This is a genomic window from Myxococcus sp. CA051A (genome assembly GCF_013336705.1).
GTDB classification, from domain to species: Bacteria; Myxococcota; Myxococcia; order Myxococcales; family Myxococcaceae; genus Myxococcus; species Myxococcus llanfairpwllgwyngyllgogerychwyrndrobwllllantysiliogogogochensis.
Map to the genome: position 1 here is coordinate 272,580 of NZ_JABUMS010000008.1, position 20,061 is coordinate 292,640.

18 protein-coding genes are annotated in these 20,061 nt (G+C 67.6%); 11 read left to right on the forward strand and 7 right to left on the reverse strand.

The features are described 5' to 3' along the window. Positions 1 to 169: 169 nt before the first annotated feature. Positions 170 to 1,282, forward strand: a complete 1,113-nt coding sequence (locus HUA74_RS24025; RefSeq protein WP_174456416.1) for a DNA gyrase subunit B — start codon at positions 170 to 172, stop codon at positions 1,280 to 1,282. Between the two features lie 64 nt (positions 1,283 to 1,346). On the opposite strand, the gene HUA74_RS24030 is transcribed toward HUA74_RS24025, so the two are convergent. After that, entirely contained in the window at positions 1,347 to 1,718 is a 372-nt protein-coding gene (locus HUA74_RS24030) for a hypothetical protein (RefSeq protein WP_174456417.1), read from the reverse strand. A gap of 2 nt (positions 1,719 to 1,720) precedes the next feature. Then, entirely contained in the window at positions 1,721 to 2,473 is a 753-nt protein-coding gene (locus HUA74_RS24035) for a hypothetical protein (RefSeq protein WP_141645258.1), read from the reverse strand. 274 nt (positions 2,474 to 2,747) lie between these two features. Here HUA74_RS24035 and HUA74_RS24040 point away from each other — a divergent pair, with 274 nt between their 5' ends. Together HUA74_RS24040 and HUA74_RS24045 are read left to right on the forward strand one after the other, a co-directional pair. Beyond that, the gene (locus HUA74_RS24040) at positions 2,748 to 3,380 is read left to right on the forward strand and encodes a hypothetical protein (protein ID WP_246137415.1); all 633 of its coding nucleotides are present in this window, start codon (positions 2,748 to 2,750) and stop codon (positions 3,378 to 3,380) included. Beyond that, positions 3,352 to 4,434: a hypothetical protein gene (locus tag HUA74_RS24045; RefSeq protein WP_174456418.1), complete on the forward strand. Its 1,083-nt coding sequence runs from the start codon at positions 3,352 to 3,354 to the stop codon at positions 4,432 to 4,434. Before HUA74_RS24040 ends, HUA74_RS24045 begins: the two co-directional genes overlap by 29 nt. Positions 4,435 to 4,747: 313 nt before the next feature. Here HUA74_RS24045 and HUA74_RS24050 read toward each other — a convergent pair whose 3' ends face one another. Continuing rightward, positions 4,748 to 5,668 (reverse strand): FAM151A/B family protein, encoded by a 921-nt coding sequence (locus HUA74_RS24050; protein WP_174456419.1) that lies wholly within the window; start codon positions 5,666 to 5,668, stop codon positions 4,748 to 4,750. A 233-nt stretch (positions 5,669 to 5,901) separates the two neighbouring features. Here HUA74_RS24050 and HUA74_RS24055 point away from each other — a divergent pair, with 233 nt between their 5' ends. Together HUA74_RS24055 and HUA74_RS24060 are read left to right on the forward strand one after the other, a co-directional pair. After that, complete coding sequence (locus tag HUA74_RS24055) at positions 5,902 to 7,482, forward strand: fibronectin type III domain-containing protein (protein WP_174456420.1); 1,581 nt, start codon at positions 5,902 to 5,904, stop codon at positions 7,480 to 7,482. A gap of 243 nt (positions 7,483 to 7,725) precedes the next feature. Further along, positions 7,726 to 9,333 carry a hypothetical protein gene (locus HUA74_RS24060; protein WP_174456421.1) on the forward strand — a complete coding sequence of 536 codons (1,608 nt, stop codon included), beginning with the start codon at positions 7,726 to 7,728 and terminating at the stop codon, positions 9,331 to 9,333. A gap of 182 nt (positions 9,334 to 9,515) precedes the next feature. Here HUA74_RS24060 and HUA74_RS24065 read toward each other — a convergent pair whose 3' ends face one another. Both HUA74_RS24065 and HUA74_RS24070 read right to left on the reverse strand, forming a co-directional pair. Then, complete coding sequence (locus tag HUA74_RS24065; RefSeq protein ID WP_174456422.1) at positions 9,516 to 10,184, reverse strand: PQQ-binding-like beta-propeller repeat protein; 669 nt, start codon at positions 10,182 to 10,184, stop codon at positions 9,516 to 9,518. Positions 10,185 to 10,217: 33 nt separating this feature from the next. Then, entirely contained in the window at positions 10,218 to 11,438 is a 1,221-nt protein-coding gene (locus tag HUA74_RS24070) for an HTH domain-containing protein (RefSeq protein ID WP_174456423.1), read from the reverse strand. A gap of 126 nt (positions 11,439 to 11,564) precedes the next feature. On the opposite strand from HUA74_RS24070, the gene HUA74_RS24075 reads away from it, so the two are divergent. From HUA74_RS24075 to HUA74_RS24085, 3 genes are read left to right on the forward strand one after another with little or no spacing between them, the layout of a single operon-like run. Then, on the forward strand, positions 11,565 to 12,260 hold the full coding sequence (locus tag HUA74_RS24075) for a thioredoxin family protein (RefSeq protein WP_174456424.1): 696 nt from the start codon (positions 11,565 to 11,567) through the stop codon (positions 12,258 to 12,260). Next, complete coding sequence (locus tag HUA74_RS24080; protein WP_174456425.1) at positions 12,250 to 12,582, forward strand: hypothetical protein; 333 nt, start codon at positions 12,250 to 12,252, stop codon at positions 12,580 to 12,582. The genes HUA74_RS24075 and HUA74_RS24080 overlap by 11 nt, the downstream gene beginning before the upstream one ends. A 10-nt stretch (positions 12,583 to 12,592) precedes the next feature. After that, on the forward strand, positions 12,593 to 14,146 hold the full coding sequence (locus HUA74_RS24085) for a hypothetical protein (RefSeq protein WP_174456426.1): 1,554 nt from the start codon (positions 12,593 to 12,595) through the stop codon (positions 14,144 to 14,146). A 65-nt stretch (positions 14,147 to 14,211) separates the two neighbouring features. Here HUA74_RS24085 and HUA74_RS24090 read toward each other — a convergent pair whose 3' ends face one another. Then, positions 14,212 to 14,748, reverse strand: coding sequence for a GNAT family N-acetyltransferase (locus HUA74_RS24090; protein WP_174456427.1), 537 nt, complete (start codon positions 14,746 to 14,748; stop codon positions 14,212 to 14,214). A gap of 321 nt (positions 14,749 to 15,069) precedes the next feature. Between HUA74_RS24090 and HUA74_RS24095 the strand changes: the two genes are divergently transcribed. Continuing rightward, positions 15,070 to 16,773 carry a serine hydrolase gene (locus HUA74_RS24095; RefSeq protein WP_174456428.1) on the forward strand — a complete coding sequence of 568 codons (1,704 nt, stop codon included), beginning with the start codon at positions 15,070 to 15,072 and terminating at the stop codon, positions 16,771 to 16,773. A gap of 36 nt (positions 16,774 to 16,809) precedes the next feature. Here HUA74_RS24095 and HUA74_RS24100 read toward each other — a convergent pair whose 3' ends face one another. Then, positions 16,810 to 18,006 carry a serine hydrolase gene (locus tag HUA74_RS24100; protein ID WP_174456429.1) on the reverse strand — a complete coding sequence of 399 codons (1,197 nt, stop codon included), beginning with the start codon at positions 18,004 to 18,006 and terminating at the stop codon, positions 16,810 to 16,812. 207 nt (positions 18,007 to 18,213) lie between these two features. Here HUA74_RS24100 and HUA74_RS24105 point away from each other — a divergent pair, with 207 nt between their 5' ends. Together HUA74_RS24105 and HUA74_RS24110 are read left to right on the forward strand one after the other, a co-directional pair. Continuing rightward, a complete protein-coding gene (locus HUA74_RS24105; RefSeq protein ID WP_174456430.1) occupies positions 18,214 to 18,990 on the forward strand; it encodes a class I SAM-dependent methyltransferase in 777 nt (258 codons plus the stop codon). A gap of 139 nt (positions 18,991 to 19,129) precedes the next feature. Next, positions 19,130 to 19,987 (forward strand): hypothetical protein, encoded by an 858-nt coding sequence (locus tag HUA74_RS24110; protein WP_141643929.1) that lies wholly within the window; start codon positions 19,130 to 19,132, stop codon positions 19,985 to 19,987. Positions 19,988 to 20,061: the final 74 nt, after the last annotated feature.

The window sequence follows — 20,061 nt, forward strand, 5'->3', positions numbered from 1 at the left end:
AGATGGAGTCACCCGCCCGGAAGGGCGTCGTCTCCGGGAGAGGGGCAGGCCGACGGGCAACCGCCCGCTCCACCTGGAGGATGCGGCTTGTCAGGCGCGTCGCGAGCGGGGAGGCCCTTTTTGATAGGGTTGGGACATGTTCGAGACAGGGGAGGAAATGCGCGGGCTCATGCGCCGTCGCCCTGGCCTGTATCTCGGGGGCGCCAACGGATTTGCCCTCCACTCACTCGCCGAGGTGGTGCTCCGGTCGGGCGCCGTGGCCGCCAGGGAGCGAGGGACACGCGAGGTATCCCTGCGCATGGGGGCGGACGGCTCCTGCACGGCCGTCTTCGACGGCTGGAGTTGCCCGGCGGGAGTGGAGGCCATGCCGGAGGAGGTCGAGGGCTGGCTCGCCCTCACGAGCTACGACCCGAGGGGCACCAGGCCCGAAGGTGTCGCACGGGGACTGGTGCTTCCGACGTGCTACGACGACCTCGCGATGGTCAGCGTCTTCTCCTCGTCGCTCGACGTCCGCGTGTGGGGACAGGGACGGGCCTGGGGACAGCGCTTCCGTGAAGGGATTCCCCAGGGAGGCATCCGGCCCGAGGTGCTCGACGTGCCCGCTTCCGACTCGGGTTTGCGCCTCGTCTTCACTCCGGACGCGTCCCTCTTCGCGGAGCCCCCGCGCGAGGTCTCCGAGGAGGTGATTCGGAGGATGCGGGAGCTGGCGGCGCTCGTCCCGGGAGTCCTCTGGCGGTTCCACGACGCGCCATCGGGACGCGAGGAGCGGATCCTCCGCGAGCAGGGGCTCGCGGACCTGTGTCGCGAATCCACGGCGTCCTCGGGGCCGCTCCACGAGCCCTGGAGCTTCGAGGGCTTGTCGGGCACGACGCGGTTCCGACTCGCGATGCAGTGGTGTGAGCGCCCCGGTGAGGGCTTCGCCTGTTGGGGCAACCTCCAGCGGTGCTCGCATCGCGACATCCCCCGCGAGGGGCTGAGGCGGGGCCTGCATGAGGCCGCGAGCGCCAGGAGGGCGGCCCTCGGCTATCGACAGGTGAAGCTCCCGTTCAGCAAGTCCGCGCTGGCGACGGGACTCACGGCGGTGATGGAGCTCGTCGTCCCCGTGCCCATCTGGCACCGGCACACGCACGACAGGTTGGAGACCCCCGAGGTCGAGCGCGCCGTGGCCGGCCTCGTCGCGAAATGGGTGGAGGAGGCGCTCGCGCGAAGTCCGGAGCTGGAGGCGCGGCTGCTGCCGCTGGCGGCCGTGCGCGCGCCCTCGATGCGCGCGTCACGACGATGACGCACCCGGCCTGACTTCCCCATCGAGTCGACAAGGGCAACTCCAGCGACTCCCAGGTGCTCTCTCAGCGAGTCTCGCCCTGGAACGCCTTCACGAGGGCGTTGATACGCCGTCCGCTCGGGTCCTCCTTTCGCGGGTCAGCGATGACAAGCACCATCTTGCCGGAGACCGTCGCGGCTCCGGCGGCATTGCCAACGAGCGTCCAGCCGGACTCCTCGGCCTGCCGTGCCTTCTCGGTGCTTTCGAACACACACACCGTGGCGTCCAGGCCACTGACCTTTCCAGCCCGGCACTTGCCCCCTGGAAGCTTCTCGCCCACGTCGGTGAACGCCGAAGGCGACTCTCCCGCCGCCCTCCACGCATCAAGCACATCATCCACCCCGCTGGAGCACCCCGCCACCAACAGCAGCATCAACGCCAGAGCCACTCTCGGCACGCTCAATCCCGTCCCTTGTACTTCTTGTGTTTGTGCTTCTTGTGTTTCTTGTGCTTCTTGTGCTCGTGGTGGTCGCAGTGGTCATGATGCACATGCACGCGCTCCTCCCGGACGACGCGCCCCTCCCACTCAGGTGGCGGAGGCGGCGGAGGCGGCCCTCCCACCCGAATCTCGACGCTGGGCACCGGAATGTTCAGGCCCACCTGGATGACGGGGCCGCGGTACTCGGGCGGAGGACCCACGGTGATGACCGGACGCGGAGCGCTCCAGGAGCGATACACCGTATTGACGCGCACCAGACTCGGGCTCCCTTGCTTGTACTCCTGGGGATACTCGCCCGCGTAGTAGCTGACGTCCTCCTTCTCCACGAACTCGTGGCGCGGCGGAGGCTCGTAGGAATGATAGTGCGGCCCATCGTGGTAGCAGTACTCCACCACGTCCCTGTCGACAGAGATGTTGACGAGGACGTTGAGCACCACGGGATGGTGCCCGTAATAGGCATGCCGCGGCCCCTCGTAGCCAAAGGGCGTCGGGTCTCCAATGAAGACATAGACGTTTTCACGCGTACGATAGAGCGTGTCGGCGTGCAGCGGGGCGGCGGTGTGCACATGCACCATCTCCATGTGGCACAGCCCATCCGCCGGTTGCCCGGTGCGGGGGTGCATGCCCGCGTACCTCCACTGCTTCGCCTCGACCACACCGGCGGAAGCGAGCAGGAGCATCGCGAGCAGGCCGGCCAGATTCATCCGTGACATGGTGGGGTTCTCCCTCGGAGCCGCATTCTATACCGGACCCTTCTCCCGAGAGGTCGAGCACACTCACATCCGAAGCCCGCACCTGCAGTCCCTGCTCGCGTGCTCCACGAGCAACCCCAGTACCGCGGACACGAAACATTTCCGCACCATGACACTCCGCTCCAGGATGCACGCGGCCGAGTAACCTTTCCCTCCGCCTCCGATGCTCCTCCCCTCGCCCCGCTCTCTGCGCCGTTGGCTCCTCTCACTGGCGGGCCTGCTGACTGCCATCGGAGTGGGAGTAGAGGTCGCCTACTCCGCGCTCGGCGCGCGGAAGCTGGAGCCCCTCGTCGCATTTCTCTCCCTGAGCTACGAGCGGAACCTGCCCACCTGGTACGCCTCGGCATTGTTGCTGAGCTGCGCGCTCGTGCTCGCGGGCATCGCCCGCGTGGCGGGACGCCCCCGGGAGCAAGGATGGATTCACTGGTGGGCCCTGGCGCTTGCGTTCGCGTACATCTCCCTGGACGAGAGCGTGGGTCTCCATGAGCACCTCGGAAGCCTGCTCTCCCTGAGTGGAGTGCTGTTCTTCACCTGGGTGGTGCCCGCGGCAATCCTCGTGGTGCTCGGCGGACTTGCCTTCCTGCCCTTCCTCGCGCGGCTCGCGCCGCGACGGCGCGGACAGTTCATCCTGGCGGGTGTGCTGTACGTGGGTGGCGCGCTGCTCATGGAGCTGCCGCTGGGGTGGTGGACGGAGCAACACGGCAACGACAACCTCGTGTATGCGCTCATCGACCACGTGGAGGAGGCACTCGAGCTGGTCGGGGCCAGCCTGTTCCTCGCGGCGCTCGTGGAGGAGCTCAGCGAGCGCGTGGAGTTCGCGGTGCGAAAGGAGGCGGCCCATGGCCCTGGCCCAACCGCGCCCTCCTGAGACACAACCTCCGGTGGAGTCTGTACGAGAGGCCGCTCCTGTATCGGCGCGCTCTTCGTACATCATAGGGCCCACCTATGACTGGGCCTTCTTCCTGCTGCCGCCGCTGCTGGCGCTCGGGTTGGGCATCGCCATCTCAGGCACGCACTTCAGCGACACTCCCGTCCAGTTCTTCGGCCAGGAGAAGACGTGGGCCGGGCTGATGGTGGGCAGCATCATCCATGCGCACCTGGTGGCGGTGTTCTTCCGCAGCCATGGCAACCCCGCCATCTTCCGGCTCCATCCACTGCGCTTCGTCCTCGTCCCCGTGCTGGCCTGGGCGGTCATTCGCGGCTCGGCGGTGGTGGCCGCCGCCACCACCGTGCTCGCGACGTTCTGGGACGTGTGGCACTCGGGGCTGCAGACGTTCGGCCTGGCACGCATCTATGACCGCAACCAAGGCAACCCACCCGCCGCGGGGCGCCGGCTCGACTACTGGCTGAACCACCTGCTGTACGTCGGCCCCATCCTCGCTGGCGCCACCATGCTGGACCATTTCAGCAGCTTCGAGTCCTTCGAAGCGGTGGGAATGCCGTGGCTCGCCTCCGTGCCCGCGCGCATGACGGCCACCCACCGCGCCTGGACGATGGGCGTCGTGGCCGTGGGGGGCACGTTCCTCGTCTTCTACGTGGCGGCCTCGGTACACCTGGTGAGGAAGGGCCACCATCTCTCCTTCCACAAGGTGTTCCTGTTGGTCACCACAGGCGCCTGCTCCATCTACTCCTGGGGCTTCAACACCTGGGGCGAAGCGTTCTTCATCATGAACCTGCTCCACGCCATACAGTACCTGGCGCTGGTGTGGGCCATGGAGGGCGAGCGGCTGCGTGAGCGGCTGCGGCTGAAGTGGCGCGGGCTCGCGCTCGCGTTGTTCCTGGGCACGGTGCTCACCTACGGCGTGTGGGCCGAGCTGATGGACTCCGACCTGGAGAGCCTCTGGTCCCTCACCCTCGTCGTGTCCCTGCTGCACTTCTGGTACGACGGCTTCATCTGGTCCGTCGCGCGCAAGCAGGTGTGAGCACCTCGCTCCACCGGGCTGGCGCTGGTGGAGGAGCTTCCCACGGGCACGGTGACGCTGGACTTCGACCCGGGCACGTTCTCGTTCCAGGTGGCGCGGGAGAAACGGCGGCACCCACCGGATGCGGGGCGTCAAGGCCAACGGTCAACACTGGCGTTCCTTGAGGCGGTGGACTGTCCTCTCCCTGGGACTTGCCTCCACGCGCACGGGCCGCCACCTCCAGGCGGAAGCGGTCCACCACCAACCCGCCCCAGCGGCACCAGACTCCAGATGCACCGGGCTCGCCAGGTCGCGACTGTCGCCGCTCTTCTCTTCAGAAGAGCCTGTCCCATCGCGTCCGGGCCCAGTTCTTCCCCGCGTCGAGGCCGTCACGCACGCCGTCCGCCCTCGAGAGTGAGCCCCAATTGTAGTTGGAGCCGATGTCGACCATCCCGTCGACACCTCGGGCCCGCATCTCCGCGGCGACCTTCGTCGGGTCCTCGGCGTTTCCCCAGACCGAGACAGTCCCCGCGGTCTTGAAGACCTCGATGGCCTCGTCGGTCAGCGCTTCATGATGCACCACGAAGGTGGTGGGGCCTCCGCCCGCTCTTCTTGCCTCGTCGACCATCTGCCGGGCATCGGCGGCCCTCACCGTTCCGTCGCCGGGCGGCGGATTGATGGCGAGGATGGCATTGGGAAAGCGCGTGCGAATCTCTTCTCCCCAGGTCTTCACGTCGCCGAAGCCCAGGTTGAGCATCAGTCGCTCCTGGGGAACACCCACGCGCTCAATCTCGTCGAGCACGGCGCCCATGTGCTCGCCTTCCTTGATGTCGAGCTTGAGCCCACGTCCCGACTCCTTCCCCATGCTCAGCCATTCATGGAGGGAAAGGTTGTCCCCGCTCTCGTGCGTCGTGTCGTGACGCATCTCCAGGGAGTCGTGGTTGAGCTCCTTCCGGACGTCGCCCTCGAACCAGTTGGCCTCACTCTGGAGCGCGGACTGGAACTCCTCCTTCGTGTTGGTGCGATGCGCGTTGCGTGCCTCTGAGAGTGGCCTGTCCCCGGACCAGGTGTTTCCCGGCGCGGAGGCCCGCTCGACGGTCCGTGCGCCGCGAGGCGCATGGAAGCTGTCCACCTGGGAGTATCCCGTGGGCTCCCCCGCGGACTTTGTCTTGGGAGGCGGTGGGGGCGGAGGCGGTGGAGGCTTGGGCCGTGCGACAACCTTGCGGCGAATGCGATTCAGGAAACCGAATGACATGTGAGACCTCCCATTCCAATTCTCGGGAGTTGATTCAGGAGGGTGCGGGAGCTGCCCCGTGGACTGAGCCGGGCGATGACTTCAGAACGCTTGTTCTCAAGCGGCTCTTTCATTGCGAAGGTCAAACTTTGACCTGGATGGATACGTGAAGCCTGTCTTCATTGTTGCCCCGGGTGCGGGGCCTTAGGCTGCGGCGTGTTTCCATCCATGGAATGACATTTCAGGAGGTCACCGTGACGCGTCGTGTACTCATGCCTTTCGCCGGCTTGTGCAGTCTTCTGTTGAGCCTCTGCGTGGGGTGCGGCGTCTCATCCGTGCCTGGCGAGGAAGAAGCGCTGCCAGAAGCCGCCCGTGTGTCGAGTCCCCTGGCGGACACCGAAGCTCCGCCCGTCCCCACGGGCTTGAGCATCCTCGCGGCGAACAGCGGTGTCATCCTGTCGTGGGACCCGAGCCCCGCGGCGGACCTCAAGGACTATGCGGTCCGCTACCGCGTCGTGGGACAGACGACGCCGTCCTACAAGTGGGGAGTGGGCGCGCCGCCCCTGACGCTCCCGGGGCTGGTGAATGGAGTGACCTATGCCTTCGAGGTGAAGGCCCAGGACACCTCGGGCAATGCCTCGGCGTACTGCGCGGCGGTGAACGCCACGCCTACGCCCACCGGGCCGGACGTGACACCTCCCGTGGTGCCAGGACAACTCGTGGCGACTCCAGGCGACACCGTGCTCGGACTGACCTGGAGCGCCAACACCGAGCCGGACTTCCGGCGGTACACGGTGAAGTACCGCGCCGCGGGGGCAGCGACCTACAGCTACCGCTACAGCCTCACCCAGCCCCTGGTGACGCTCACGGGGCTGGTGAATGGCACGACCTACGAGCTGATGGTGAAGGCCGAGGACCTCTCCGGCAATGCCTCGGGCTATGCGACGCCCATCACTGCCACGCCAGCGGCGAGCACGCCGCAGTGCCCGACCTTCGGCGCGCCGGTCAATCTGACGCCCCACAACATCGCCATCCTCACCGATGCCTCGGGGCTCGCGGCCAGCAGGGCCAACGCCCAGGTCGTCTGGACGCACAATGACCGGTGTGGCGCCAGCGGCGGCAACTGCGTCGAGCATGTCTACGCGCTGAGCGCCGTGGACGGCCATTTCCTGGGCACCTACACCCTGTCGAGCAACCCGAACCTGGATTGGGAGGACATGGCCATGGGCCCCGGCCCCGTGAGCGGCGTGGACTACGTCTACGTGGGGCGCATCGGTGACAACAATGGCCTGCCGAGCGTGCGGGAAGTCGTGCGATTCCCCGAGCCGACCGTCAGCGTGGCCCAGGCGCCCGTGACGGTGCCCGTGAGTGGCGTGGAGCGCTTCCCGTTCACCTATCCAGGCGGCGTGGCGCCCAACGCGGAGGCGATGTTCGTGGACACCCAGGGCGACATCTACATCGTGACCAAGGCGCCGTCGGGACACTCGCAGGTGTACCGCTATGCCGTGCCGCTGAACGCGCCGGGCGTGTCCCGGACGCTGGAGCTGGTGGCGGAGCTCGACTTCCTGCCGGGCTCGACGGCGGAGGAGGACCGCGTGGTGACAGGGGGCGCCATCTCCCCCGACGGCGGGGAGATTCTCATCAAGACCTATACGCACACCTTCCTATGGAAGCGACAGGCGGGGCAAAGCGTCCCGGCGGCGCTGCTGGGGACCCGGTGCGAGGTGACGAACCCCGGCTATTCGGAGGCACTCACCTTCGCTCCAGATGGCAGCGCCTTCTTCTCGCTCGGCGAGGGCAACACCAAGGCGCTCAAGCGCGTCACGCGGCTGTAGAGCCCGACAGCTCCGCGCGGCCATCCCCATCAACCCGTTCATGCTCGCGCCCCCGCGCGACCCGAGCGGCGCGAGGCACCGTATCGAAACCCATGTGGCTTTTTATCCCGGGTGGGGCTGGAGGCCCTCGTCGCGCGGTTCCGGAGCCGCGTTCTCGCCGCAGTGGGGCCGTGTGAATGGGGCCGGCATGGGGGCAAACCATGGCATGCCGTCTGCAAACTCGCGGTGCATGAAGGTCAACCGATGAATGACCCACGCCGCGCGCCCCTCTTTTCGGGCCCACGAACCTTCCCGATGGGCGAGGGCGCGGCCGGTCGTCGCGGCGTCCTCGCCCTGGCGCTCTGTCTGGGGCTCGGGAGCACCGCGGCCCTGGCGTCTCCAGACAAGGCCCCCTTCCCGAAAGGCACGGTCCTGGACGAGAAGCTCCTGAAGGATTGGGGTAGGGGGAGCACGCTGAAGCGCCTCGCCTGCGAAGGTCCCTTTTGTTTGTGGCACCTCATCGATGACTTGGGTTCCTGCTCCAGCGGGTACTGCGCGCTCGAGACACTGATGCTGTCGGACCTCCAGGGGGAGGTCCTGGGGGCAACCTATCGCCTCGAACACGCCCCAGCGAACACCGTGAGGTTCCTCGACCCGGAGCATGTCGAGGTCGTGACCTCGAGCAAGAACCGGCTGCCCTACACCTTCGTCGACTACGGCCTGGCCCAGAAACAGGTGTACCGGCGGGTCATGAAGGTGTCACGGGATGGGGCGCGCTTCATCGCTGTGCCCAGCCAGGAGCCGAAGTGGACGAAGTCCAGCGCTCGGGTCGTGAACGCGCCAGTGAGCCCGAAGCCCCCCAAGCCTCGGGCAGTGAGTGACGAACTCCTCTCTCGGGCCCGCGCCCTGTGTCCCATGGGCGTGCGTTTCAATCCGCTGGAGTACGTCTGTCGGGATGGGACGTGCCTGCTGCTGCTCACGGGGTTCAAGCCCGATCCCGCTCCCGATGCCGTGCCCGAGGATGCGTCCTTGATGTCGGACGGCCGCCTCAAGGGGCCGTTCTGTGTCCTCGTCGTCAAGGGGAAGGAGCTCCACCTGGTGGCGTCCGAAGACTGGGCGACCTCCGTCCTGGTGGAGCCGACGTTCTATCTGTTCTGGGGCCCCATGGGCGTGCGCGGCTCGACGGTGGAGCTAGAGACGTTCTCCCGGGAACGGCCGGGATACATGGCGTTCGCCAGCACCGCGGGAGCGGTCGTCAATGGGAGCCATCCCTACCCCGTGAGGTTCGCACGGTCCGCCAAGGACGCGCTGGCATTGGCTCCCACGGTCCAGGCCTACACGCAGGCGCATATCTCCTGGGGGCTCGAGGGCTGGAAGGACGCGGCGGACCTGGCGTTCGCGTGGCGCCTGGCGCGCGTGGGCGGAGCGCTCTCCCTCCACGTCGAGGTACATGATGACAAGGTGGCCCCCTTGGGGAGTGGCGAGGGGCTGCATTCAGACCACCTCGAGCTCACCGTGTGGCAGGTGCGATCTTCTGGCCCGCGCTCTGAAGATTTCAAGCTGGGGGTCCTGCTCGGGGCCGGAGGAAAGGTCGAGGCGCGTGACTGGACGAGAGATGCGCACCCGGGGCTTCCGTCCATCCAGGGCGCCTGGCGCAAGCGTCCCCGTGGCTACGAGGTGACGCTCACACTGCCGTTGGCGGAGCTCGGCGTCAGCGAACCCCTCGTGGCCGCCAGCTTCTCGCTCGCGGTCTCGGACGCGGATGCACGAGGCAAGCAGGAGACGGTGATGGGGCACGACGGGATGCTGCGCTTCTGGACCGAGTACCCACCGAGCATCGTCGAGTACCGCCGCCTGGACCGCAGGGACTGACGCGAGGGAAGAGGGCTGCGACGGTGAGCGTCAAGGTCGCTGTCGCGTGAGAGGGTTCAGGCCATGCGCTAGTGGGCTACCAGCTCCCCGAGGCCCAAGGGCCCCGTTCGCGGCGGAGTTGATGTCTGCTGCCTGCGATGGAGGACCCCGCCGCCGTCGCGCCGCGGCGGCGGGTCCTCTCATCAGCGGCGGGAGCGTCGGGGCCGCCTCACGGCGCGCACCTTCCCGCTCGCGCCGCCGCCCGCGTAGAAGAGGTCGCCCTTGTCGGCCTCGAGCCCCGTGACGCTCATCCCCTCGGGCAACGTGAGCCTGACGAGCACGCGGCCGTCAGCCGGGTCGAGTCGCCGGATGTCACTCGCGCCGTCTTCCAGGGTGCCGTGCCACAGCTCGCCTTCCGCCCACGTCACGCCCGTGACAAAGCGGTTGGACTCAATGGTGCGCAGGATGGCGCCCGTCTCGGGGTCGATTCGATGGATTCTCCGGCCGCGGTACTCGCCCACCCACAGCGAGCCCTCGGCCCAGGTGAGCCCCGAGTCACTGCCATTGCCCGGAGCCGGGAGCGTCTTCAACACCTGTCCCGTCTCGGGGTCGATCTTCCGGATGAGCCCTCCGCCGAGCTGAAACAGATACCGCCCATCGAAGGCGGTCCCCGCGTCACACGCGACGGCCAGGGTGCGCACGGGTTCACCACTCGCCGGGTCGAACGCGTGAAGCGTTTCGCCGCCAGCGAACCAGACCTGTGCGCCGTCGAACGTCACGCCGTGGACGCGCGAGGCGCCCTCGAACGGGCCGTACTCACGGACGACCTCCGCTGGCTGTGTCTCCTCCACCTCGCTCCGAGTCTTGTCCATGTCCGCGCTCCTTCCGATGTCCCGTGGTCCGCTCTACCCAGGGAAACCCGAGGTGGGGAGTAACAAGGTCGTCGTGAAGCCGCTGACCGGGGGAGCCACCCAGCGTCTCGCGCGGCCACGCCCCAGCACCTGGACCTGTCCGGCCTCTTCCAGCGTGGCGAGCGCGCGCTGCACCGTGCGCTGACTTGCCCCCAGCGCGAGCGCGAGCGCGGAGGTCGACCAGTGCTCACCGTCCGCGAGCAGCGCCAACACGGCCCCGTCCGCCCCCTCGACGGGCGGCGTGAGGACCCGGACCTCCACCGGACGACGGGGAACCAGGACGAAGCCGCGCGGGGTCGCCTGGATGTCCACCAGGTCGCGCGACTGCGTGCGCAGACGACCCAGCTCCACGCGCAGCCGCGCGCGATGCGAGGCATTCACCCGCCGCGCTCCGAACACGTGCCAGACGAGCGCATCGCGTGAGGCGTCACCCGGCCAGGCCTCGGCCAGCACCCGCAGGAGCGCGAACAGCACGGGGCGCGTGGACAGCGACACGACCCGCGAGCCCGAACGGAACGCGCGACGACAGGCGTCAACGACGAGGTGCTCCGAGCCGAGCAGGGACTCGACCTCGTCGAGCAAGACAGGCCGCGCCTCGCCCCGAACGACGACTCGCGCGGCGGGGATGCTCAGGACCCGGGCCGCATGCTCGACCTCGGCGCCAAGCGCGGGGATGCGCGCGTTCCGGGCGGCGACGCGTGCGTGTTCGAGAGCGGTGCGGGCGGAGCGAATCTCCCCCCGGCGCAACGCCACCTCGAACGACAGCAGCCGCGCGAGCGTCGAATGCATCGCGGGCGCATCGCGCGGGTCGAGTTCGGCCAGCAACCGCTCGGCTGCATCGACACGTCCCAGCACCAGGGCATGCCGTGCCTGCAACAGGCGCGTGTAGCGCGCGTTCTCGGAGTCGCCATGGAGTTCGAAGGTTCGCAGCGCCTCGACGAGCACGAGTTCCGCGCCTTCGAAGTCGCGGGATGCGAGCGCCACCTCCGCCTCCGCGACGCCGCAGCGCGCCCGCGCAAGGACGTCCCCGGAGCCATAGGCGCGCGCGGCACGCTTCAACAGATGCAGGGCCCTGGGGAACTCGCCCAGCTGCGCCATCGCGACCCCTCTCAGGGCCAACGCCGGAGCGTCCTCTCGGAGCGCCACGCGTTGAAGCGCACCGAGTGGGTCTCCCTCACGAAGCGCCCGAGCCGCCACGGTGACCAGCACATCCATGCCGCGCATCCTCCAGCACCCCACCTGCGTTGGGAAGCCCGTCGCCTTTGTTACTCCCGCCCCACGCCCGCCACCCATTACGTCTGGAGTCCCCAATCCCCGTGGAGGAATCACGTGACACCCGTCATGACGGAATCGAAGAGCGAGTGGCTCGCCGCACGCAAGGAACTGCTGGCGAGGGAGAAGGCCCTCATGCGCATGCACGATGAGCTGAGCGCCACACGCCGCGCCCTCCCCTGGCTGCGCGTGGCCGAGCCCTATGTGTTCGACGGCCCCGACGGTCAGGAGACGCTGGCGCAGCTCTTCACGGGCCGAAGCCAGCTGGTCGTCTATCACTTCATGTTCGCGCCAGAGTGGGAGGCGGGCTGCAAGAACTGTTCGTTCTGGGCGGACTCCTTCAACGGAGTCATCGAGCACCTGGCCCAGAGGGACGTGAGCTTCGTCGCCATCTCCCGCGCGGCGCTGCCCAAGCTGCAGGCGTTCCAGCAGCGAATGGGCTGGCGCTTCAAGTGGCTGTCATCCCAGGCCAACACCTTCAACTTCGACTTCAACGTGTCGTTCCACCCGGATGAACTGGAGCGCGGCGAGGCCGTCTACAACTACGGACTGCTGCAAGGGTCCAACTCAGACATGCCGGGCATCAGCGCCTTCGCGAAGGACGAACGCGGCGACGTCTTCCACACCTACGGGACCTACGGACGAGGCATCGAGGTCATCAACACCGCCTACCAGGTCCTCGACCTCGTCTCGAAGGGCCGTGACGAGGACGGGCTGCCTTGGCCGATGCAGTGGGTGCGACTGAGAGACCAGTATGGCCGCTGACCCGTTGACACGCCGCCCGGCGGTGGGCGCGCCGGGCGTGTCGCTGGCCCTGGGGCTGCTGGCCGCGCTCATCCCGAAGTGCCCCCTGTGCATCGCCGCGTACCTGTCGCTGCTCGGGGTGACGGTCGGCGTGGCTGGAGTCATCGGGACACACCTGCGACTCGTGGGCTTCACCGTGGCGGCCCTCTCGCTGGGGTTCATCCTCGTTCGTCGCCTGCGCGGTGCCCCACCACCTCCAGGGGTTGTTGGAGACGGGCCGCCGCGCCCCACTCAGGACCCGGCGTCTGGAGGCGACGCTGCACACGCGCCACCTGCTTGCTAGCGTAGCGCGCATGCGAAGACCCATTGTGCTCGTGCTCTTTCCGCTGCTCTCGACGTTCGCCTGCGCGCCCATGGCCTCCGAACCCGATGACGAGGGCACTCGGACTGGCGAGGCGGCGCGGGAGGCCACGACTCCGCTCCGCGCGAAGGCGCTCGGCCGGATGCGGAACGCGGCGAAGTACTTCCATGACCAGGTGGCACGTCAGGGCGGCTATGCGTGGCATCACAATGCCAACAACCTGAGCGAGCGCTGGGGCGACATCCAGCTCGACGAAGAGCAGATCATGATTCAGTCGCCCGGCACGTCGGACGTGGTGATTGCGTTCGTCGAAGCGGCCCTCGCCGACCCGGCCACACCCGCGCTCAAGACGTACGCGACGGACGCGGCGATGGCGCTGCGTCATGGGCAGGTAAAGTCGGGAGGCTGGCGGCTCTACGCGGACTTCAAGGCGACGCCGACGCTGAAGGCGTGCTACCGCCACACCACGGCGAGCTGTAGCTGCGGCGGCTGTACGACGACGACCTACGACGACCAGACCACCCAGAACGCGCTCATCGCGATGATGCGCGCCGACCAGCTCCTCGGGTTCGCGCACACGGATATCTCCGACGCCTCGTCCTATGCCCGCACGCGGGTGGAGACCTCGCAGTTCCCGACGAATGGTGGCTTCCCCCAGGGCTTCACCGGTCCCGTCGCCGCGCGGCCGGCGCTCACGGCCAGCTACCCGCCCTCCATCGGGACCTCGTGTGGCCTCGCAAACTGTTATGCGAATACCTACACCCACGAGTACTGGGATGACCCGACCCTGAACGACAACCTCGCGACGGCCTTCGTGGAGATGCTGAACTGGGCCCAGGAAATCTATCCCGCGCAGGCCACGACCTATCAGGGCATGCGCACCGCGTTCGGGGGATTCCTTCGCCGGGCGCAGATGCCCCAGCCCCAGCCCGCCTGGGCGCAGCAATATGACATCCAGATGCAGCCGCGCTGGGCGCGCAACTGGGAGGTTCCAGCCATCGCCGGTCAGGAGAGTCAGGACGCCATGTGGGCGCTGCTTCGTCTCTACCAGCTCGACCCCAGTGTGCCGGCGAACCGCGACGCGGTCGGCACCGCGCTCGCGTACCTGGAGACCGTCGACCATGCGAACGACACACTCATCCACCGCTACATCGAACTGGATGACACCGCTCCGGCGAACACGGGCTTCTTCACGGTGAAGCCCGGCGGCTACCCTGTGCGGTTCTCCCAGGCCCCGCCGACCTACCAGAACTATGGGTGGGAGGGTCCGTCCCAGCTCGTCGCCCTCCGCGCGGAGTACAACCGGCTGGCGAGCGACACGACGGTGATGAAGCGCTCGTGCCAGCAGCTCCGCGCCGACACGGCCCAGGCCGTGGATGCGACGGTGAACAACGAGAAGTGGCTCACGACCTACAGCCCGAGCGGTCCGCGAAGTGGCGCCACGCCGGGTGACTATCTCGACACGAGCACGTTCGTGCGGAACCTGCGCACGCTGGCCGAGTTCGTCACCCGCACGACGACCGACTGCACCGCCTGGAACTATTGAGGGGCGTGGCCTTCAAGCCATCCCCCCTGCGCCGAGCAGCGAAAGCCCCTGAGCCGCGGGCGGGCTCAGGGCCCCATCGGGCGCAGGCGCGCGTAGAGCGCCTGGTCATGCACGGTGCCGTCCTTGACGGCGCTGCGCCGCAACAGGCCCTCGCGCTGGAAGCCCGCCTTCTCCAGCACCCGACACGACGCGACGTTGTCGGCGAAGGGCAGCGCGAACAGGCGGAGGAAGTCGCTGTTCGCGAAGGTCCAGGAAGAGAACGCGTCGAGCGCGCTGCTGACGATTCCCCGGCCCCACAGCGACTGCCCGAGCCAGTACCCCACCTCCGCCGAATAGCACTCGATGTCCTTGCCGGGAATCAGCCCCATGGAGCCCACCGCGGCGCCGTCCACCTCGATGGCGAAGTCCGTGGGCGGCAGCACGGCTCCCGCGTAGCTCACCCACCCCGCGGCATCCTCGGCCGTGTAGGGGTGGGGAAACCGGTCACGGAGGTTGCGCCACACCTCGCGGTTGTTGGCGTGCTGAACCAGGGACGCCTCGTCACCGCGTCGCCAGGGGCGCAGGACACAGGGACCACACTCGATGCGAAGCGGCAGGGACATGGGGGGAATACGATTCCAAGAGCGTGGTGTTGCCTCAAGGGAATAGACGCGCCACGCGCCCTGGAGCGGCCAAGCGGGCATGACGCGCGGCCGCTGTCCGATTCAAGTCCCACTCCCCGACAACGGTTGCTCCCGGTGGCAGGAACCCGAGTTCGAGCCCGACTGCAACGAAATCGTGCCCGGTGGCTCACCGCCTGAAACGCGCGGTTCACCGACGCCTGGCGGGGCTTCGCAGATATGCCCCGCGCGGGGCGGAGGGCTCGGGAATCCTCCCTCTCGTCGCGGGGCGGCTCGACGTCCCGCTCGAGGAGCCTCCTTCGCATGCGACTTCCCCGTTCTCTTCTTCTGCTGGCCCTCGTCGTTCAGTGGGTCCTTCCTGGAAGCATCGCCAGTGCCCAGACGCCACGGGGCTCGCGGGCCCAGCGTCATTCACGCGTCGACGCCATCTTCTCGCCAGGGAGTGGCAAGGCCACGCCCGGCTGCGCGGTGGGTGTCTCTCGCGACGGCGTGGTGGACTACGCGCGGGGCCACGGCATGGCGAATCTGGAATACGACGTCCCCATCACGCCGCGCTCCGTCTTCAATCTGGCCTCTGTCACCAAGCAGTTCACCGCGTACTCCATCGGGCTGCTCTCACAAGACGGCAAGTTGTCGCTGGACGACGACATCCGCAAATACCTGCCGGAGATACCCGACTACGGCAAGACCATCACCATCGCGCACCTGATGCACCACACCAACGGGTTGCGCGAGCAGGGTCAGTTGCTGAGCCTTGCCGGCTTGCGCGGCGACGACCTGAACACCGAGGCGGACATCCTCGACGTGCTGACCCGGCAACGCGGTGTGAACTTCGAGCCGGGGACGGAAATCCTGTATGGCAATGCCGCGTACACATTGCTGGCGGTCATCGTGCACCGCGTCTCCGGCAAGCCCCTGCGGGCATTCGCCGACGAGCGGCTCTTCAAGCCGCTCGGAATGACCGACACCGGGTTCCAGGAAGACCACAACGCGGTCGTTCCCAGGCGCGCCATGGGCTACTTCCCCCGCGAGAGCGGCTGGGGAATCAGCATGCCCAACAACGACCACTACGGCGCCAGCAATCTGCTCTCCACTGTCAGTGATTTGCTGAAGTGGGAGCAGAACCTGCTCGATGGGCGCGTCGGCGGGCCGGCCTTGAAGGCGCTGATGCAGACCTCCGGCAAGCTGAACAATGGCACCGAGACGCGTTATGGCGGTGGCTTGCATGTGGCGGAGCATCGCGGTCTGCGCACGGTGCGACATGACGGCACGGGTTCCGGCTTCCGCACGGAGGCCGTCCTCTTCCCCGACCAACGGCTGGCCATCGTCGCGTTGTGCAACAACGGCTCGATTGCGGTCACGGACCTCGTGTGGAAGGTGGCCGAGGTGTATCTGGGTGACCTCCTGAAGGACACCCTGCCGCCCGCCGTCGCATTTCCGGAGGCGGAGCTGTCCGCGCTCGCCGGCAACTACTGGAGTCCCCTGACGGATGAAGTCGTGCGACTGGAGGTCAAGGACGGAGCGCTGCGCGAGGTCGGCATGCCCAAGGCCTTCGTCCATATCGGCGATGGCGCGTTCCGCCCGGGCGAGTCGACGCATGTCTGGCGCTTCGTGGCGCCAAAGCCCCAGGCCCCACGCGAGCTGCGCATCCGGGATGCCTGGCCCACGACGAGGGACTTCATCCGCCTGAGCGCGCCCATGCCCACGCCCCCGGACCTGGCGGCGTTCGTCGGCCAGTATCGCGGCGAGGAGGTCGCCATGACCTACACGGTGCGCATCGCGGACGGAAAACTGGCCGTGCGCTGGCCCCGTCGGGACGAGGTCGTGCTGGAGCCCGTGGGTGGGGACCGGTTCATCGGCTCGCTCGGAGCGGTGACCTTCACACGGGCGGCCTCCGGAGGCGTGGATGGATTGCTGGTCAGCAGCCGACGCCTGCGCCGGTTTCGCGCGGAGCGCATGGAGGCACCGCGACCCACGGGGGCGGCTCGCCAGGCTTCCGGCCCCTGAACAGCGGCTCTCTGGCCGGCCCACTTCGCTCGAGGCTCAGGGCCGTCCCGCGCGGTCCAGGATGGGCACGAGCACCGCGGCCAGGTCTCCCATCACATTGATGCTCCCCGTGACGTAGCGGCCCGTCGCGGGGACATGGAGCATGAAGCTCTGGTAGCCCGCCGTGCCGCCCAGATGCCCGACGGCGGCAACGCCTTGGGACTCGAGCCGCATCACTCCGAGCCCGTAGCCGACCAGTCGGGACTCGGGGTCGGGCGCCGATTGGAACGCGACCATGGCCTCCAGCGTCTCCGTGCGCTCGAAGAGCGCACCAGCGCGCAGCTTCTTCCAGAAGGTGAGAAGGTCGGAGACGGTGGTCACCAGGGCGTGACCGCCAGAAGCCCCTGCCATCGACGGGTCGACGACGGTGAGGTCCGCCAGCGCGCCCTCGAAGGGGACGTAGCCACGCGCGCAGGGTGCCGGGCAGTCCAGGTCTCCGGGCTCGGGCACGCGTGTGTGGGAAAGCCCCGCTCGCTCGATGACCCGCTCTCGGACAATCTCGCGCCAGCTCCGGCCTTCCGCGACCGAGAGGATTTCGCCGAGGAGCACGTAGTTGGTGTTCGAGTAGCCATACTGGGAACCGGGAGGGAACGCCGAGGGCCGCGCTCCGGAGATGCCGAGAATCTCCTCGAGCGTCCAGCGGTGCTCCGGGTCCCCCATGATGGCCATGTTCGTCTCGTCGGTGACCCACTCCGGAATGCCCGAGCGGTGAGCGAGCAGCATCGCCACGGTGATGGCCCCCGCATTCTCGATACGGTCCGTCACGCTCGCTGGCAGTCGCTCCGTCAGGGTGTCATCCAGCGCGAGCGTGCGCCGCTCGACGGACTGGAGCACCGCGGTGGCGACCAGGCTCTTGAGGATGCTGCCCGCGCGGAAGCGGTGCTGCGCGGACATGGGCTGATTCCGCTCGACGTCGGCGACGCCAGCGACACCCAGCCACATCGGGCCTTTGTCCGAGGCAACGGCCAGCGAGACCCCAGGCGTCACGCCCTTGGCGACGGCGTCCTCGAGAATGGCTTGAAGGTCCGCGTGCAGCGTCGTGGGTTCTTCTTCGTCGTCGCCGCAACCACTGACGGCTCCGGCCAGGGCGAGGAACAGGACGAGGGAGAGCGAGGTGAAGCTCGGCCGTCGCGCGGGCCCCTGTTCGAGTGAATCACCGTGGCGGACTTCGAGACTCCGGGTGTGGATGTTCATGCACAGGGAACACCGCTCGGCTGCGGAGGTGTCACCCCCCTCTCTGAGGTCGAACATGACAAACCCAATCATGGACCGGGAGAATCCTGACTCACGCAGGGTAGAACCTACCGACGAACGCCCTGAATGTCCTCGGCACGCTGGCCCGCGCGAAGAAAGGACAGGTCTCCACCACGACGCACGGAGCCTCGCGATAGAAGCCAGGGCATGTCGCGAACGTATGAGGAACTGGAAGCCGAGGCCGCGAGTGTCTCCGTGGAAGGCTGGGACTTCTCCTGGCTGAACGGTCGCGCCACCGAGCAACGCCCGTCCTGGGGCTATCAGCGGCAACTGGGTGAGCGAATGGCCCGAGCCTCCGCCGCGCTCGATATCCAGACCGGCGGTGGCGAGGTGCTCGCGGGTGTGCCGAAGCGGCCTCCCCTCACCGTGGCGACCGAGTCGTGGCCACCCAATGTCGCGAAGGCAACAAAGCGGCTGCACCCGCTCGGCGTGGTCGTCGTCGCCGACTCCGACGAGCCGCCCCTCCCCTTCGCCGACAGCGCCTTCGACCTGGTCGTCAGCCGCCACCCGGTGACGACGTGGTGGACGGAGATTGCCCGCGTCCTCCAACCCGGCGGAACCTATTTCTCCCAGCAGGTCGGCCCCGCCAGCGTCTTCGAGCTCGTGGAGTTCTTCCTCGGCCCCCTGCCCGCCGAAATCCACCGCAGGCGCCACCCCGACGACGCACGTGCCCAGGCGGAGTCCGCCGGACTCCATGTCACCGACCTGCGGCTGGAGTCCCTGCGCACCGAGTTCTTCGACATCGGCGCGGTCATCTACTTCCTGCGCAAGGTCATCTGGATGGTCCCGGACTTCACCGTCGAGCGCTACCGCCCCCAGCTCCGGGCCCTCCACGAGCGCATCCAGCGCGACGGCCCCTTCGTCGCCCGCACGACACGCTTCCTCATCGAGGCACACAAGCCCAGCACATCCTCCAACAGGTAAGGATTCAGGGACGGACGTCGCCACGGACCTCTGGCGATAGGGAAACGGGGCAGGTCATTTACACGCCCAGTGTGAATTGGCGATATTCCAGAGAAGTCCTGATAGCCATGTCTATCTGGACTCAGACCGCGAGGCGCACATGTCCCGGAAGAGTGCATTGGTTTCAGGCAGTTCCTTCGTCCAAACAACGCTCCTGCTGCTCACCCTGAGCGCGAGCCCCGTGTATGCGGCGGGAACATTCATGGGGGCGTGGGACCTGAATGGAGATGGCACGCTGGAGTCCGTCTACAACAACCTGAGCTACATCGAGGTCCAACAAACGAATGGCGGCAATCGCACGTATCCCATCTCGACGGGCGCCTGGACGTTCCTTCAGGCGACGGACATGGATGGCTCGCCGGGCGCCGAGCTGGCCTTCAACGCGGGAAACCTGGTCCGGGTCATCACCCACCGGACCGCGGCGACACGCGACTATCCCATCTCCGGCGGGGCCTGGGCTCCGATTGGCTTCAGCAACATGGATGGACTCGCGGGCCAGGAGCTGGCCGTCAACGCGGGGAGCTTCGTCCGGGTCATCACCCACCGGCTCTCGGCGACACGCGACTATGCCATCTCCGGGGGCGCGTGGACGCCGCTGGGCTTTCATGACCTGACCGGCGACGGAGCGACTGAACTGCCCATCAACACGGGCGCCGCCATTCGAATCATCGACCACCAGGCGTCAGGGACTCGTGACTACCCCATCTCCAGCGGCACCTGGGCGCTGATGGGCGTCGCCGACACGAATGGACAGCCGGGCGCCGAGCTGATCATCAACAACGTCTCGTACGTGAGGATCATCCGGGACGCCAGCCGCGCCACGCGGGACTATCCCATCGCCGGATTCTGGACCCTGCAGATGATCGCCAACATCGACGGCCTGGCCGGGGACGAAGTCGTGATCAGCACCAGCTCCTCCACCAAGACCATCTACGACGCCCAGGGAATCATCCGCTAGTCATTAACGAGAACATCCGGCGGCACCGGCGCGGAGGATATCCAACCCCCACGCCGGGCCGCCGGTGTGACCTG